Source organism: Cohnella sp. GCM10020058 (assembly GCF_042683485.1).
Taxonomy (GTDB): Bacteria; Bacillota; Bacilli; order Paenibacillales; family Paenibacillaceae; genus Cohnella.
Genome location: NZ_JBHUJV010000006.1, coordinates 34,965 through 49,214, shown reverse-complemented (window position 1 = coordinate 49,214; position 14,250 = coordinate 34,965). Strand labels below are relative to the sequence as shown.

Sequence of the window (14,250 nt, the reverse complement as noted above, 5' to 3'; positions counted from 1 at the left end):
GGGGTTAACCTCCTTGCAAGGGGATCGCAACGATGATTTGGAGTCCGCCGAGGGCGCCTTTGCCGAGGCGCAGTCCCGCCGATTCGCCAAATTTAATCTGCAGCCTTCTGTGCACGTTAATCATGCCCGTCGTGACCGTTACGTCCTGCTGACCGTTTAGCAGCGCCTGCAGCTGGACGATCTTCGCTTCCTCGATCCCGCCGCTGTCTTCCACGCGGATCAACAGTTCGGATTCTGTAATGTGAAAATCGACTTCGAGCAAGCCGCCCTTTGCCCTTTTTTCCAACGAATGCACGAACGCGTTCTCGATAATCGGTTGCAAGATGAGCCGCGGCACGGGAAGCTGCTCCGCTTCCTTCGGCACGTCGGCGAATCGGACCGCAATGCGGTTGGAAAATCGAATGGCTTGAATCTCCGTATACGACCTGGCGTGCGCCGCTTCGCTGACCAGCGCGACTTCCTCCACGTCGTCCCTCGTGATGAACTGAAAATAATCGCCGAGATGCTTCGTCAGTCCCATAATCCGCTCGTTGCCGTCCTGCTTGGCCATACGGTACAAAATAAAAAACGTATTGTATAAAAAATGGGGATTAATTTGAGACTGAAGATGCTTTAATTCGGCAAGACGAATCCGGTATTGCTGCTCGTAAACTTCTTGTATTAACCGCTTCAGCTCCCGAATCATCGCATTCAGCTGCCGATAGAGATAGCCGAATTCGTCTTGGAACGGGTAATCGATGGACACGTCGAATCGGCCTTGCTCGATTTTCCTGAACGATCGGACAAGCAGCCTGAGCGGCCGGTGAATGATGCGGTACATGCCGAACGAGAAAGCGACGATGACCAGCACAGCGACACCGTATAGGACGAATACCCAACTGCGGTACCTGTCGAGCGGACGTTCCACCTTTTTAGACGGTACCACCATCAGCAACTTCGAATTCAAAATCTCCGACTTTTTGACTGACAGCAAATAATCCCGTTTGTCGATCACGACTCTACGGTCGCCTTCCTCCGCCTTGTACAGCAAGTCCTTCGTTTCATTGTCCACATCCGGAGCGTTCCCGCCTAATGACGACCAAACCATTCGATTGCTCGCTAGAACGGCAATGCTATCCTCCAGCGCGAACTGTTTAAGCTGGGCGGAGATCTCATCGCCGGAAATCTCTACGGCAATGAGAAACAACGGCGAATGATCCAGGTAACCGTACGGCATCGTCACGAATACGCGATTATTCCAGATAAGGAAAGGGGCTTCAAGCGGATTTAACGGCTCCGACAGCGCCTGGAACATCTCTTCGTCGAAATCGACGATCGAATTCGAATAGGATGCTACGGTCCGGTTCATTCTGGGGATGAAGACCTGCGCATTCTCGATAAACGTACTCGATCGGCTCAGCAAGTCCATCTGCTGCTTCAGCCGAAGCACCGAACGGGTTCGTTCGGTGACAGGCATAATATCCGAGGTCGTGCTTAGCTTCATGAGGTCCTCGTCATTGACGTACTCCCGCAGCAGCCGTATGGTTCGGTCAAAGTCTCCATCCAGGATGTCCATATACAGCTCTACGCGCGAAGACAAGGATCCCGCGATCTCGTGGCGGACAATATCGGCGCCGGCGTCGTTCATCCGAAGTCCTAAGTAGAACAGCGGCGTCAGAACCGCCAGAAAGGTCAGCGCAATCTTGGGCAGTATGGGGAGCGAGCCTATTTTTTTGATGATCCGCATCTTTTACCTTCCCCTGCTCCATAATCATAACCGCTTCATGCGACTTTGATTATCATAGCGATATTATGATTAAAAGGGAAAGCCGCTAAACGGCTTTCCCTTCATTCTTCTATTCCATCTACGGCACTCTAATGGACGACGATACGAACGCGGTCGAGATTTTGGATCAGCGCGAACGGCGTCTTCGTATCTCCTTCGCGCTGGGAAGTCACGCGAACCGCCGGATAGTAGGTCCCCGGCTTGGCATACTTGAATTTCATCGAGAGGTTTGCCGTCGGTCGAGGCGCGCCGAACGCCCATGTCTTGTAATCGCCGGTGCCGGTTAAATCCCATTCAGTGCGTACGATCTTTCCGCTTCCGGGCGGCGCCTGAATCTTGGCGGTCAATGTGACAGTCTGGCCGGCAACGACATCGATTCTGGCTACACCCCCTACTGTTAAATCAACTACCGGTTGAATGCCATAGCGCTCCGTTGCCTTTGCAGGCACCGTAACCTGGCCTCCTGCGACCTCATGCTTAGTCGAACGCGCCGGAGCCCCACCCTTCTCTACCCATGCGCTGACGTCCCGCAGCGCTTGCTGGAGAAGACCGTCGTATTGTACGAGTCTTGGGGTACGGGCAGGACTGATATGATCCGCGTTATCGTTATACCATACCCGGAAGTTGTCATCATAACGATTGCCGAGCGACTCCTTTACCCTCGCGCTGTACCAGTCGGCATTCCAAGGATACGCATCCATATCGAACAGGTTGACGACCATAATCACCTTAGCGTGGATGTTACCGTCGTATGCAGCGCCGCCGGATACGCTTTGCGTAATCATTGGTCCGATTTCCATAGGACGCTGCGGATAAATTGGCGTACCGTCGGCTGCTCTGAAAGCGTTCCACGCCGTGTAGCTTAGCGCCTTCGGCACCTGGTGCCGATGATAGGAGAGCGCGGCAAGGTACCAGCGATTATCGATTTTCAGCTTGGCCCCGGCGCCGACGGAGGATAATACATTCTCGGCATTGCCCGCACCGATGGTGAACACCTTCGTCGCCGGATCGATTGAACCTGACAGCTTCCCGACCGGTGTCGTCCCGTCGGCTGCAAGCAAGGTGAAGTCGAGCCAATACGCCGGTGTCGTCAAAGCCGGCACCTGATCGAGCTTAAAGCTCGTTACGGCGTTTTGCGCATCGCGCGCGACTATCGCGATCGTGGAGGCGGTGTCGACCTTCGACGAACGGAACAGCTCGCCAAGCGCCGATTGCTCCGTACCCAGATAGCCGGGTTTATTCCAAAAATCCTCAACAAAAGAGGGATCAATGCTGCGTAGAACTGTCAAAAATCCAAGCAATCCTTCGGCATCGTGCAACCCGAGCAAGTAGTTATAATCTTCCCAGGCCCGTAGCGGAACGCCTAGCTTCGTGACCTCCTGCAGAACGGCTTTCTCCATACTATTGAGGCCGGCGTATGGATTCCCGCTGCCCCCGGGGCTCACCGCGTCCGCGATTTGAGGCGCCTTCTTCTCTAAGACGAAACGCGCGAATGCCCGTATGAAGAAATTGTTGGGGATCGAAGTCGGAACGCCGGTGATATAGGGCACGGCTCCATCCCATACGCCTTCGCTGCCCTCCAACGCGCCGATCGTCTGATAAGAGCCTCCGCTGCCGCCATAAATATAGCCATAGATCCGGCCCGGCCAGCCATAGTAGTCGGCCGCTACTGTTTTAGAAAACTTGGCCGCCGCGGCATCGACCCGGTAACCGCCCCCGCCGTTCGTTTGCACGGTATAAGCTCCGCTATCCGCGCCGAAGCTGACATTCACGTCGGTTGCCCGCTCATCCTGCAGCGGATATACGTTTTGGAAAAATCGTCCGGCAAATTTGCTCTTTGCCGGGAAGTAAAAGGCAAACTTTTTGTCCGTCCCTTCGAAGTGGCCCGACACTTTGTGATGAGGCACCGGTTTAGCGAGATCCGTTTCGCTGTCGATAACGGGATGGTTATACAATGGATCCAAGCTTTCCGCCGTAACCAAATTAGATACGTTGGAACTCAGAGGTGCCACAGGTGCGTCTTCTGTGGCTGAAGCGCCGATGCCTGGTATCAACATCGCGTTAAGCGCAACGATAGCCAGAACGCTCACCGCAGCTTTGCGTACTCGTTTTCCCGAGAAAATCATGTAACTCCTCCTGTTCATTGAATGCGCTTTCCAAATCAACGACACGCGATAGAACGATAAGAGATCTCTCGGGATTTAGTATATAAGAGAGCAAATCAAAGACCTATTGGATTTTGTTTGGATTGTGCACTTTCGTTTGTGAATTGTTGCAGTTAGAAGCTTTAGCCCCTCCTTTCCCTTTCCCTTTCCTCTCCGGCCCGCCGACTGGTAGAGAAATTATGATCAACGCGGGGTTATATGGCTAACACGACGACATTCAGCATCAGGAATTGTGAAAACGCCACTTTATAAATCAAGCATTTTCACTTTTGTTTTCTCAGGATATATGACACCACACAACTTCTACTCCTCTGAAATCCTCGGCTCGAGCCACGTGTTTAAATTTAGCGATGTCCACTCCGACGGTTAGGGTCGTGGCTGTGATTTGAGTAATTCGCTCGTTTTGAGTAGAATTCATGTTGTAGTCTCCTTGGTTTGTTTTTGTATCCGCTCGCTGGCCGCTTACGGGACCCTTAAACACCTTACCAATAAACCCCTTCTTTCCTAATAAAATCCATTTTAAATCCACATTATATTTACGAATAAGTTGTATAAGCGTTTCTACAGAAGGATTGAACTTGTTGTTTTCCAGTAAAAATAAAGTTCTATATAGACTGACAATAAAAATGAAGCAGCGGCGGACCAAGACCTGAAAATAAAGTCTTAGACTGCCGCTGTCTTTGTTCAACTAACGTTCCTCGTCAGGAGTTCAATCCATTAACGATTTACTCTGCAGTCCCAGCAGTTCACATAACGCCGACAAGCTTTCTGCCACAGTTTGATGAGCTGTATCGATGACGATGTGATCACGATCCCAAACATCGTACTGTCGGTTCCTGACCTGCTCCCAGGTGGGTAGAACAAAGCCGAGAATATCAGCTACACGCGTTTCGACTCTATGTTTGTGCTCATGTTCGTCGGAGCAAACCACTTCGATTTCGACAAACGGAATTTCAAAAGATTCCGCCACGTTGCGCCAAGATTGACGTGTTATTTGAATGGAATTGACCGTGTCTGCTATCACATCGAGGCCTAACCGGAGATTCTGCTTCGCAATCTCGTAACACACGATGTAACCTTCAGGTCCGTCAATCTTGACACCGGCAACTCGCATAGCCTGTTCCACGACATCGACCCGAAGATACGTAGACCGAATTTCCCTGGCCAAAGCAGCTGATAACGTAGACTTGCCGGTACCTGGCAACCCACCAAAGATATACAACATTTAGATTTCCCCCTTCATTACTATCTGAATGAAGCCTTCTACCTTGTCTTGCATCATTATTCTACCAGCTTTCGATGATACCTTTATTACGCTAAACTCCCTCTATGAGCAAACGCTTTTCTCCGAATTGCTCGCTTATTCTCAAGAATGCTTCATTCTCGAGAGACTGTTTGGAACGGTTATCAACATAAAGAGGCGCTTATCCGTTCATGTTGGGTAGTATTCATGAAGTGCCTTAAAGGCTGGATTCTTCGCCACTAACGGCATCACTACTCGGAAAAGTAAGGCTCGTAGCCCTTTTCTCTGCCGCGCTTCTTAATCTTCGTCTGACCTTTATGCTGACCGGACGTATTCTCTCTCAGGTTCAAGCCGGCCAACTTGCTGATTGCCTGGGATGCCGGTACTGCTGAATGTCCCCGACTTCAGCGAGGAATCCTACAGCCGTATCGCGTCCGAATCCCTTTCATGGCTAAAAGCTGCTTGCTGCTCGGAATCTTCTCCAAGAGCTCATCCATTTTTGCATGCAACTCGGTAAATTGCTCCTGAAGAAATTCGTACTGCGTAAGCAGCAGATGCAATTCCATCTTGGCCAATTCCTTACCCTGTTCTATGCCTATAGAGCGGCGCGCTGCCTCTTTCAGGCGGTAAATCCGGCTCAGACCGGCGCCGCGCTTGGTTACCTGTCTCATATGCTCCAGCAGGTTCTCGTCTGATATTTGCACGATCTCAGCCGGCAGAAGTTTAAGCTTAAGCAGTTGTATGGCCGATTTGCATTCCCAATCCTTGAACACCGTCAGGAACTCAGGAAAATAGCGGTCTAGCCAGTTATGCATGCGCCCTGCACCACGCACAGATCGGTCGACAGATGGTCGCGAATCTTCGTCGCCTCTCGCAGTTCCGCGTAAACGCCCTGCGGCAGGCTAGGTACGGCGTACCGTCCGTCTTTGACCTGCATTATAGGAATGCTGCCCGTTAGGAGCTTAATGCCGGTTGCCAGTCTATAACTTTATTTTCAAGGTCTAATCCTTTATTTTTCAGTCTAACACTTTATTTTCAGGGCACACTTGGGCAAATGCTACTTGATTTAGTTCTCGCAGTTTCCTAACATACTTTATCCTTGCACCGATGGTATCCATGATTTCTCCGCCTTTATAAAAATGGTCCCGAATGATTTTAATCATCGGGACCATCTCTAAGTGATATTTATTGGCTCCAAACAGCAATGGACACCAACTTTAATGTCACCGAACACAACTTAACCCACTCGCCCCGCGCTTATTCGACAGTGACGCTCTTCGCCAAATTCCGCGGCTTATCGACATCATGCCCTAGCGCCAGCGAAGCGTAGTACGACAGCAGCTGCAGCGGGATGACCGACAGGGCCGGCGTGAGCAGCGGCAGCGTGCGCGGAATGGCGAATTGGCGGTCGACGGACTTCGCCGACTCCTCTTCGTGGCCTTCATTGACGAGGCCGAGCACCTCGGCACCGCGCGCCTTCACTTCTTTGATGTTGCTGACCGTCTTCTCGAACAGGTCCTCCTGTGTGAGCAGCGCGATCACGGGCACGCCGTCCTCGATCAGCGCGAGCGTGCCGTGCTTGAGTTCGCCTGCGGCATACGCTTCGGAGTGAATGTACGAGATCTCTTTCAGCTTGAGTGAGCCCTCGAGCGCGACGGCGTAGTCGATGCCGCGGCCGATGAAGAACAGGCTGCTCGACTTCGCGATCGACTCGGCGATGCCCTTGACCGTATCGGCCTGGGCGAGAATGCGCTCGACCTGTTCCGGCAGCGAGTCCATCGCTGCCAGGACGTGCGCGATCTCCGCCTCTTCCTGCGTGCCCAGCGTCTGGGCCATATACAGCCCGAGCAGGAAAAACGCGATAAGCATCGTGGAGTACGCCTTGGTCGATGCGACTGCGATCTCCGGGCCCGCCAGCGTGATGATGACGTCATCCGCCTCGCGCGCGACCGAGCTGCCGACGACGTTGGTGATTGCCAGCACGCGGGCGCCGCAGCGCTTGGCTTCGCGCAGCGCGGCCAGCGTGTCGGCCGTCTCGCCGGATTGGCTCACGACGATAACGAGCGTATCCTTGGTGATGATCGGCGAACGGTAGCGGTACTCCGACGCCACGTCGACCTCGACGGGAATGCGCGCCAGGCGCTCGATGACCGTCTTGCCGACCATGCCGGCATGCATCGCCGTGCCGCACGCGACGATGTGCACGCGGCTCACGGCGCGCAGCTGCTCTGGCGTGATCGACAGCTCAGGCAGGACGACCGAGCGTCCGTCCTCGCTGATGCGTCCGCGCATCGTGTCGCGGTACGCGCGCGGCTGCTCGTAGATCTCCTTCAGCATGAAGTGATCGTAGCCGCCCTTTTCCGCCGTCATCAGATCCCAGTTCACGCGGAAAACTTCCTTCGTGACCGGGTTCCCTTCGACCGTCAGCAGCTCGACGCCGTCGCGCGTCAGCACTGCCATCTCGCCGTCCTCAAGGATATAAATATCCCGCGTGTACTCGAGGATCGCCGGAATATCCGACGCGATGAACTTCTCGCCTTCGCCGACGCCGATGATAAGCGGGCTCGCGTAGCGGACAGCCACCAGGCGGTCCGGCTCGTGCTCGGTCAGCACGCCCAGCGCGAACGCGCCGCGCATCTTGCGGACGGCCTTTTGCACGGCCTTCACGATATCGCCTTCGTATTCGACGGCGATCAGGTGCGAGATGACCTCCGTGTCCGTCTCGGACAGGAAGCGATGTCCCGCGAGCATCAGCTCTTCCTTGAGCTCCAGATAGTTCTCGATGATGCCGTTATGAACGACCGAGAACTTAAGCGAGTTGTCCGTATGCGGATGCGAGTTGGCATCCGAAGGCTTGCCGTGCGTCGCCCAGCGCGTATGCCCGATACCGATCGTACCGCACAGCGGATCGCCGGTCAGACGATTTTCCAGGTTAACCAGACGCCCTACCGCCTTGGTCACTTCGAGCCCGCGTTCCGTATGCACGGCGATGCCCGCCGAGTCGTATCCGCGGTATTCCAGCTTCTTGAGCCCTTCGATCAGAATGGGCTGAGACTCTCTAAATCCGATATATCCGACAATTCCGCACATTGATATATGCCTCCGCTTCGGTCAACGTCCCATGGACGTACCGGAGCCGGTCAGGCTGCCGCACGCCTATAGCAGACCGCGGACAACCAGGGGTATGCATGCAGATCCCCTAAGCCAAGTCTGGCCCGAACGCCTCGCAGGCGTCCCGCCGATCGCAGCCTTGCGCAGGATAAGCATTACCCGATATCCACGACATGTCGAGGTCCCCGTGCTCCGGTTCGCCGGACATTCCGCTATAGTATGATTCCGATTGGTTCATCTTAATTGGTTGTTCTTATCGTGCCGGCGTATTGTGCGCCCGGTTGCCCTGAGCGTTTTGTCTTCCGGCTGACGGCCCCGATTGGGCCGGGAGGTCCCCGCCGATCATCCGAACACCTCCACCTCGTCAACTCGCCGCGCGCCGGCGGCAAGTTCTGGCGCTTATAAAGCTATTACGACCCGACCCTGCCTTTCCTTCTCGAATGACGTTCGCGTTCCTTACTTATTACCCGCGGCTCGCGCCGATAATCTAACTCATCATATTCGTTTTGAAAATTCGGTGCAACCTTTATCCGCGACTTTCCGCCAAATGACCGTATTGCCCAGGAAATGACATCGCCCGGCATCTTCGACACCGGGCATGCCAGCATGCTGTCAATTACACGAGCTCCACGCGAATCACGTCGGCGATCGCTTCGACATGGCCTTCGATCTCCGTCTTGTCCGGCCCTTCGGCCATGACGCGGATGAGCGATTCCGTGCCGGATGGACGCACCAGGATGCGTCCGTTGTCCCCGAGCGCCGACTCCGCCGCCTCGACAGCCTCTGCGATTGCCGCATTGCCGTCATACTTCGACTTATCCGCGACGCGAACGTTGACGAGCACCTGCGGATATTTGCGCATGACCTGCTTGAGCTCACCGAGCTTCTTGCCGGAAGCGGCGATTGTGTCGACGAGCTGCAGCCCGGTCAAGATGCCGTCTCCCGTCGTATTGTGGTCGAGGAAAATAACGTGGCCGGACTGCTCCCCGCCCAGGTTAAAGCCCCCGCGGACCATCTCTTCCATGACGTAGCGGTCGCCGACAGCCGTCTTCGCCGTCGTCAGGCCAAGCTTGTCGGCAGCTTTGAAGAAGCCGATGTTCGCCATGACCGTCGTGACGACCGTGTCGTTCTTGAGCTTGCCCCGCTGACGCAGCGCTTCGCCGCAGATGAGCAGCACGTAATCGCCGTCGACCTCTTCGCCGCGCTCATCAATGGCGATAAGACGATCTGCGTCGCCGTCGAACGCGAGGCCCAGATCCGCGCCCAACTCGAGCACCTTCGCCGCCAGCTTATCCGGATGCGTCGATCCGACGCCCTCGTTTATGTTCAAGCCATTGGGCTCTGCGCCCATCGTCACCACTTCTGCGCCCAGCTCCCGGAAGATCGTAGGAGCAAGCTCATAGGCAGCGCCGTGCGCGCAATCCAGCACGATCTTCAGGCCGGCGAACGAATGCTTCACCGTCAGCTTCAAATAATCGACGTACATCCGCTTGAGCGCCAGGTCCGTCGTTACCGTGCCCAGGTCCTTGCCGACCGGCCGCGGCAGCGTATCTTCTTCGGCGTCGAGCAGACGCTCGATCTCCGCTTCCTTCTCGTCGAGCAGCTTAAAGCCGTCGCCGCCAAAAAACTTAATGCCGTTATCCTGCACCGGATTGTGCGAGGCCGAGATCATGACGCCGGCGTCTGCGCCCAGCGTGCGGGTCAAATACGCCACCGCCGGCGTGCTGACGACGCCAAGGCGGATAACGTCCGCGCCGATCGAGAGCAGCCCGGCTGCCAATGCATTCTCGAGCATTGCGCCCGATACGCGCGTGTCGAGGCCGATGATGACCTTCGGACGCTGCGCGCCCCCTGCGAGTACATAACCGCCGCAGCGGCCGATCTTATAAGCAAGCTCGGCGGTGAGCTCCAAGTTGGCTACGCCCCGAACGCCGTCTGTTCCGAAATATTTCCCCATGCTCCTCTTGACCCCTTCGTCCCCAATTCATACTCCCCATGAACGCTGTTCGTTCAAGCAATGATCGCTAAGCGCCATCCGACGATGTCGGCGACGACGATGGCGTCGATGTGGCCGTCGAGGTCGGTGTCGGCGTCAGCGTCGGGCTTGCCGTCGGCGATCCGTTCGCTGTGCCGCCTGTCCCTTCGGCTTCCGTCCCGGTCGGTTCGCCGCTGTCCGGCTCGATGCCGCTGCCGGAAGCGGCTTCGTCCGTCGTAGGCAAGCCCGGCGTAGGCGTCGGATCTGTGCCGATGTTCGTAATCTCGACCTCAACCGAGGTATTGCCGCCGCTCTGGTCGACAAATCTCGGCGAATTGACATTGAGCGGGATCGTATAGGTGCCCGGACCTCGTCCGCTCAGATCAGCCTCGACGCTGACATCGCCCGGCTGCAGCTTGTCGAGCACGGCAGGTGCGCCCTTAAACGTAATATCCGCCTGCCCGCTCGCCGGATTCGTGATCTGCATCTTGAGGCCGTTGCCCAGCCCCTTGACCGTGATCGGCAAGCCTTGAATCGTCCGCGTCTGCGTGAGCACGACCTGCACGTCGACGGTGATCGCCGCCGGCGATACCTCCGTCACCGCATCCGGTTTGCTCAGCTTGATATCGACCTTGCCCGACTTGGTCACCTCGGACAAGTTCAGATCCGCTTCGATGAAGTCGATCTTGTCCAGCTCCGTCTGCGGTCCGTAGATCGTCGCCTGCTCCGCGCTCGGCGAGAGATTCGCGACGCTCAGGCCCGCCGGCAGCTGACCGATCAGCTTGAGCTGGATCGGCACCTGCTTGAACGGGTTGGTGATCGGCACCTCGACCTCGAGCACCGCGGGATCGACCTCCGCTCCCGGGATCTCCTGTCCGGAGCCGTCGTAGGCGACAAGCTTGACGCTCTTGTCCTTGAGCGTCTTGTCCGCCCCGTCGATGGAGATCGAGCCGCCGACATGGTCGACGCGGTCCATCTCGCTCGCCGGCAGCGTCACGTGCGCCCGGTTGGTCGGACGAAGGACCGGCGCGCCTGCCTTGTAGCCCTCCTTGGGCGTCCCCGTCGTCGTGACTTGAACCTCGAATTCCTTGGTCTGCAGCTCCTCCAGCACGACCGTCACGGTCGAAGGCTCGACCTGGATCGTCTGAATGCTTCTGGGCAGATCCGTTCTTAGCGTTATCGTATGCGTACCCGCCTTGACTGTGCTTAAATCCGCCTCCACGATATAACCGCCGTCCGATCGTGCGGCAAGCAGGTCGCTAGGCGTCCCGCGGACGATCAGTTTGACCTTGGCGGGATCCATGCTCTTCAGCACGTAGCTCTGGTCGTCCAGCCCGCGCACCTGCACCTTCACGTCGGTAAATGTACGCGTCTCGATAAGCGATGCGACGTTGTTGGGCGTCGAATCGGGATTAAAGTGGACGACGGCCCACAGCAGAATACCCAAAGCCAGCGAGATGAGGCGTACGGCGTTCGGATGGCTGAGCCACTTATCCATGGCCGTCACCGCCTTTCCGCTGCCAGAACTTCCAAGGAATGTTCCAGCTCCGGCGCGCCTTCTTCGCGCTCGTCTGACGGAGCTCGTCGAACAGCTTGGAGATCAGCGATTCTTCCTTAATGTCCCGAACGATCTGCCCGTTCAGCGCGAGCGACACATGTCCCGTCTCCTCGGAGACGACGACCGAGATTGCGTCGCACACCTCGCTGATGCCGATCGCGGCGCGGTGCCGGGTGCCCAGCTCCTTGGAGATGAACGGATTTTCCGACAGCGGCAAATAACAGCCCGCCGCCATGATCTCGCCGCCGCTCACGATGACGGCGCCGTCGTGCAGCGGCGTGTTCGGGATAAAGATGTTGATGAGCAGCTCCGAGCTGATCGCGGACTTCATCTTGATGCCGGTCTCGATGTAGTCGCCGAGGCCGGTGCGCCGCTCGAAGACGATCAGCGCGCCGATCTTGCGCCGCGCGAGGTATTGAACGGCCTTAATGACCTCGTTGATCGGATGGCTGATATCGTGCTCCTCCTGGGAGGAACGGCTGAACAGCGTGCCGCGTCCGAGCTGCTCCAGCGCTCTGCGAAGCTCAGGCTGGAAAATGATCAGAATCGTCATGATCCCGAACGGGAACAGCTGGTTCATCACCCATTTGAGCGTATACAGGTTGAGCCACGTACTTAGCGCCCACGTGATCACGAGCAGCAGGATGCCTTTAAGAAGCTGGACGGCCTTCGTACCGCGCACCAGCAGGATCATCCGGTATATAAGATAGCTGACGATGAGGATGTCGGCGGCGTCCTTGACGGCGCCCCACACCGTTAAGTTCTCGAAATAATCCAAGACGCACCCCCCGTCTGGCGTCTCGATCGGGTTTCCCGAATCTTGTCAGATTGCGCTTAGGATATGTATATATTGTTTTCTATAAACGAACTTCTAAATCCTGTTCAGATCCTGTTTAGAATACAAAAAAACCTCCCCGATGTCCAGGGAGGCCACCTGCCAAGGCCGCCGGACGGCGGCCGTCATGTCCCGTAGGCCACCGTATCGAACCAGGTCGTTACCTTATACCATGCCCAGTCGAGCGCCCGATCCACGGTTTTCACCTTGCCCGCGATATGCGCTGTCGACGCGAGCGTCACATTGCCGTCGATGACGGTCAGATTGCCCTCGACTTCGCCGAGCACCTCGGCTTCGCCGTTCTTGATCGTCAGGTCGCCTTCAACCTTCTGACCCGCAGGCACGATGACCTTGTTGCCCTCAATCACGACGTGCGACAGGTCTCCGCTCAGGCTGAGCTGATCGTCCTGATTCCACATCGCGACAAAGCTGGACAGCATGACGACCAGGAAGATCGCCGCTGCCGAAGCCGCCGGATGCCGCTGCACCCAGGAGGTCCACACCTTCGGACTACGCTTCTTGGGCAGCGCGCCCATGATGGCGTCCGACAAGTGGGACGGCGCAGCCGGGACAGGCTGGGCATATATTAAAGCTTCCGTACGCTCCAGCGCCCCGTAGCGCGCCTCGCAGGCCGGACATTCGCGAAGATGTTGCTGCAGCAGCACAGACTCCTCGCGGGACAGATCACCGTCGAGATAGTCGTGCATCCGCTTCACGGCATCGTTGCACTTCATGATAGCCATCCCTTTCTGCACAGGAGAACATAAAGCCTCCTTTGCGAATGCTTCTATACTGTACGTTCCCCGTCTCGAGGCGGTTTCATCTTTGGCGAAAATAGGGGCCGCATCCTTAAAGCTTGTGCTCCAGCTTCTTGCGCAGGAATTCGCGGCCTCGATGCACGCGCGTCTTGATCGTCGTCACCGGCATATCCAGCACGTCCGAGATCTCCTGCAGCGACATGTCCTGCAGATAGCGCAGCACCATCACCGACTTGTACTTGACAGGCAGCGTGTCGATCGCGCCCCGAATAATGCGCTGCGTCTCCGACAGGATCAGCTCGCTCTCGGGCGTCCGGTCGTCGCTCGGCAGCATCGCGTAACCGTCGAGTCCCTCGTGCTCCGAAGACTCGGCGTCCAGCGAGTAGATCGGACGGCGCTTGCGCAACCGGTCGATGCACAGATTGGTCGCGATCCGGTAGATCCATGTCGAGAACTTCTGGTTCTCGTCGTACCGGTCCAGATTGCGGTATACGCGCAGAAAACACTCCTGGACGACGTCCTCCGCCTCCTGGCGGTTGTTCATCATCCGGTAGGCTAGATGATACAGCTTGTCCTTGTATAAATCCACGATCTCCGCGAACGCGCGCTGATCTCCCTTGCGGGCCAGCTTCGCAAGTCGCGTCTCTATTGGCTTCAACGTGTTAACCCTCACCTTCTTCGCCGGTCGCCCGGCGCTCGGCCCGTCTCGTCCGCTCGGCATCGCGATGCCGGCGAGCGGGACGCCAAGGCCCGGTCGGGTCGGGAAGACCCTTCGCATGATGCGATCAAGAAAATGGTAATGCACCTGTCTGAAAAAAGCAAGATGCGGGCGTCCGGAAT

The 14,250-nt window shown here is 56.5% G+C and carries 12 protein-coding genes and 1 pseudogene; all 13 read right to left on the bottom strand.

Annotated elements, in window-relative coordinates; genetic code table 11:
• Positions 1 to 4: 4 nt before the first annotated feature.
• The 13 genes and pseudogenes from ACFSR7_RS08830 to sigW all read right to left on the bottom strand — a co-directional run bounded on the left by ACFSR7_RS08830 (position 5) and on the right by sigW (position 14,059).
• Positions 5 to 1,726, bottom strand: coding sequence for a sensor histidine kinase (locus tag ACFSR7_RS08830; RefSeq protein ID WP_378160637.1), 1,722 nt, complete (start codon positions 1,724 to 1,726; stop codon positions 5 to 7).
• 128 nt (positions 1,727 to 1,854) lie between these two features.
• On the bottom strand, positions 1,855 to 3,891 hold the full coding sequence (locus ACFSR7_RS08825; protein WP_378160635.1) for a PKD domain-containing protein: 2,037 nt from the start codon (positions 3,889 to 3,891) through the stop codon (positions 1,855 to 1,857).
• Positions 3,892 to 4,207: 316 nt separating this feature from the next.
• Positions 4,208 to 4,618 (bottom strand): hypothetical protein, encoded by a 411-nt coding sequence (locus tag ACFSR7_RS08820; RefSeq protein ID WP_378161180.1) that lies wholly within the window; start codon positions 4,616 to 4,618, stop codon positions 4,208 to 4,210.
• 21 nt (positions 4,619 to 4,639) lie between these two features.
• The gene (locus ACFSR7_RS08815; protein ID WP_378160633.1) at positions 4,640 to 5,155 is read right to left on the bottom strand and encodes a P-loop nucleotide/nucleoside kinase family protein; all 516 of its coding nucleotides are present in this window, start codon (positions 5,153 to 5,155) and stop codon (positions 4,640 to 4,642) included.
• Positions 5,156 to 5,424: 269 nt separating this feature from the next.
• A pseudogene (locus ACFSR7_RS08810) lies at positions 5,425 to 5,558 on the bottom strand (transposase); the annotation flags it as partial.
• A gap of 19 nt (positions 5,559 to 5,577) precedes the next feature.
• A complete protein-coding gene (locus ACFSR7_RS08805) occupies positions 5,578 to 5,988 on the bottom strand; it encodes a hypothetical protein (RefSeq protein WP_378160631.1) in 411 nt (136 codons plus the stop codon).
• Positions 5,973 to 6,110, bottom strand: coding sequence for a hypothetical protein (locus tag ACFSR7_RS08800; RefSeq protein ID WP_378160629.1), 138 nt, complete (start codon positions 6,108 to 6,110; stop codon positions 5,973 to 5,975). Before ACFSR7_RS08800 ends, ACFSR7_RS08805 begins: the two co-directional genes overlap by 16 nt.
• Before the next feature lie 320 nt (positions 6,111 to 6,430).
• Positions 6,431 to 8,263: a glutamine--fructose-6-phosphate transaminase (isomerizing) gene (gene glmS / locus ACFSR7_RS08795; protein WP_378160627.1), complete on the bottom strand. Its 1,833-nt coding sequence runs from the start codon at positions 8,261 to 8,263 to the stop codon at positions 6,431 to 6,433.
• A 637-nt stretch (positions 8,264 to 8,900) separates the two neighbouring features.
• Positions 8,901 to 10,241 (bottom strand): phosphoglucosamine mutase, encoded by a 1,341-nt coding sequence (gene glmM, locus ACFSR7_RS08790; protein WP_378160625.1) that lies wholly within the window; start codon positions 10,239 to 10,241, stop codon positions 8,901 to 8,903.
• 67 nt (positions 10,242 to 10,308) lie between these two features.
• On the bottom strand, positions 10,309 to 11,757 hold the full coding sequence (locus tag ACFSR7_RS08785) for a CdaR family protein (protein WP_378160623.1): 1,449 nt from the start codon (positions 11,755 to 11,757) through the stop codon (positions 10,309 to 10,311).
• Positions 11,750 to 12,595, bottom strand: a complete 846-nt coding sequence (gene cdaA / locus ACFSR7_RS08780; RefSeq protein ID WP_378160621.1) for a diadenylate cyclase CdaA — start codon at positions 12,593 to 12,595, stop codon at positions 11,750 to 11,752. Before cdaA ends, ACFSR7_RS08785 begins: the two co-directional genes overlap by 8 nt.
• A gap of 182 nt (positions 12,596 to 12,777) precedes the next feature.
• Entirely contained in the window at positions 12,778 to 13,386 is a 609-nt protein-coding gene (locus tag ACFSR7_RS08775) for a zf-HC2 domain-containing protein (protein WP_378160620.1), read from the bottom strand.
• 115 nt (positions 13,387 to 13,501) lie between these two features.
• The gene (sigW, locus tag ACFSR7_RS08770) at positions 13,502 to 14,059 is read right to left on the bottom strand and encodes an RNA polymerase sigma factor SigW (RefSeq protein WP_378161153.1); all 558 of its coding nucleotides are present in this window, start codon (positions 14,057 to 14,059) and stop codon (positions 13,502 to 13,504) included.
• Between the last annotated feature and the right edge of the window lie 191 nt (positions 14,060 to 14,250).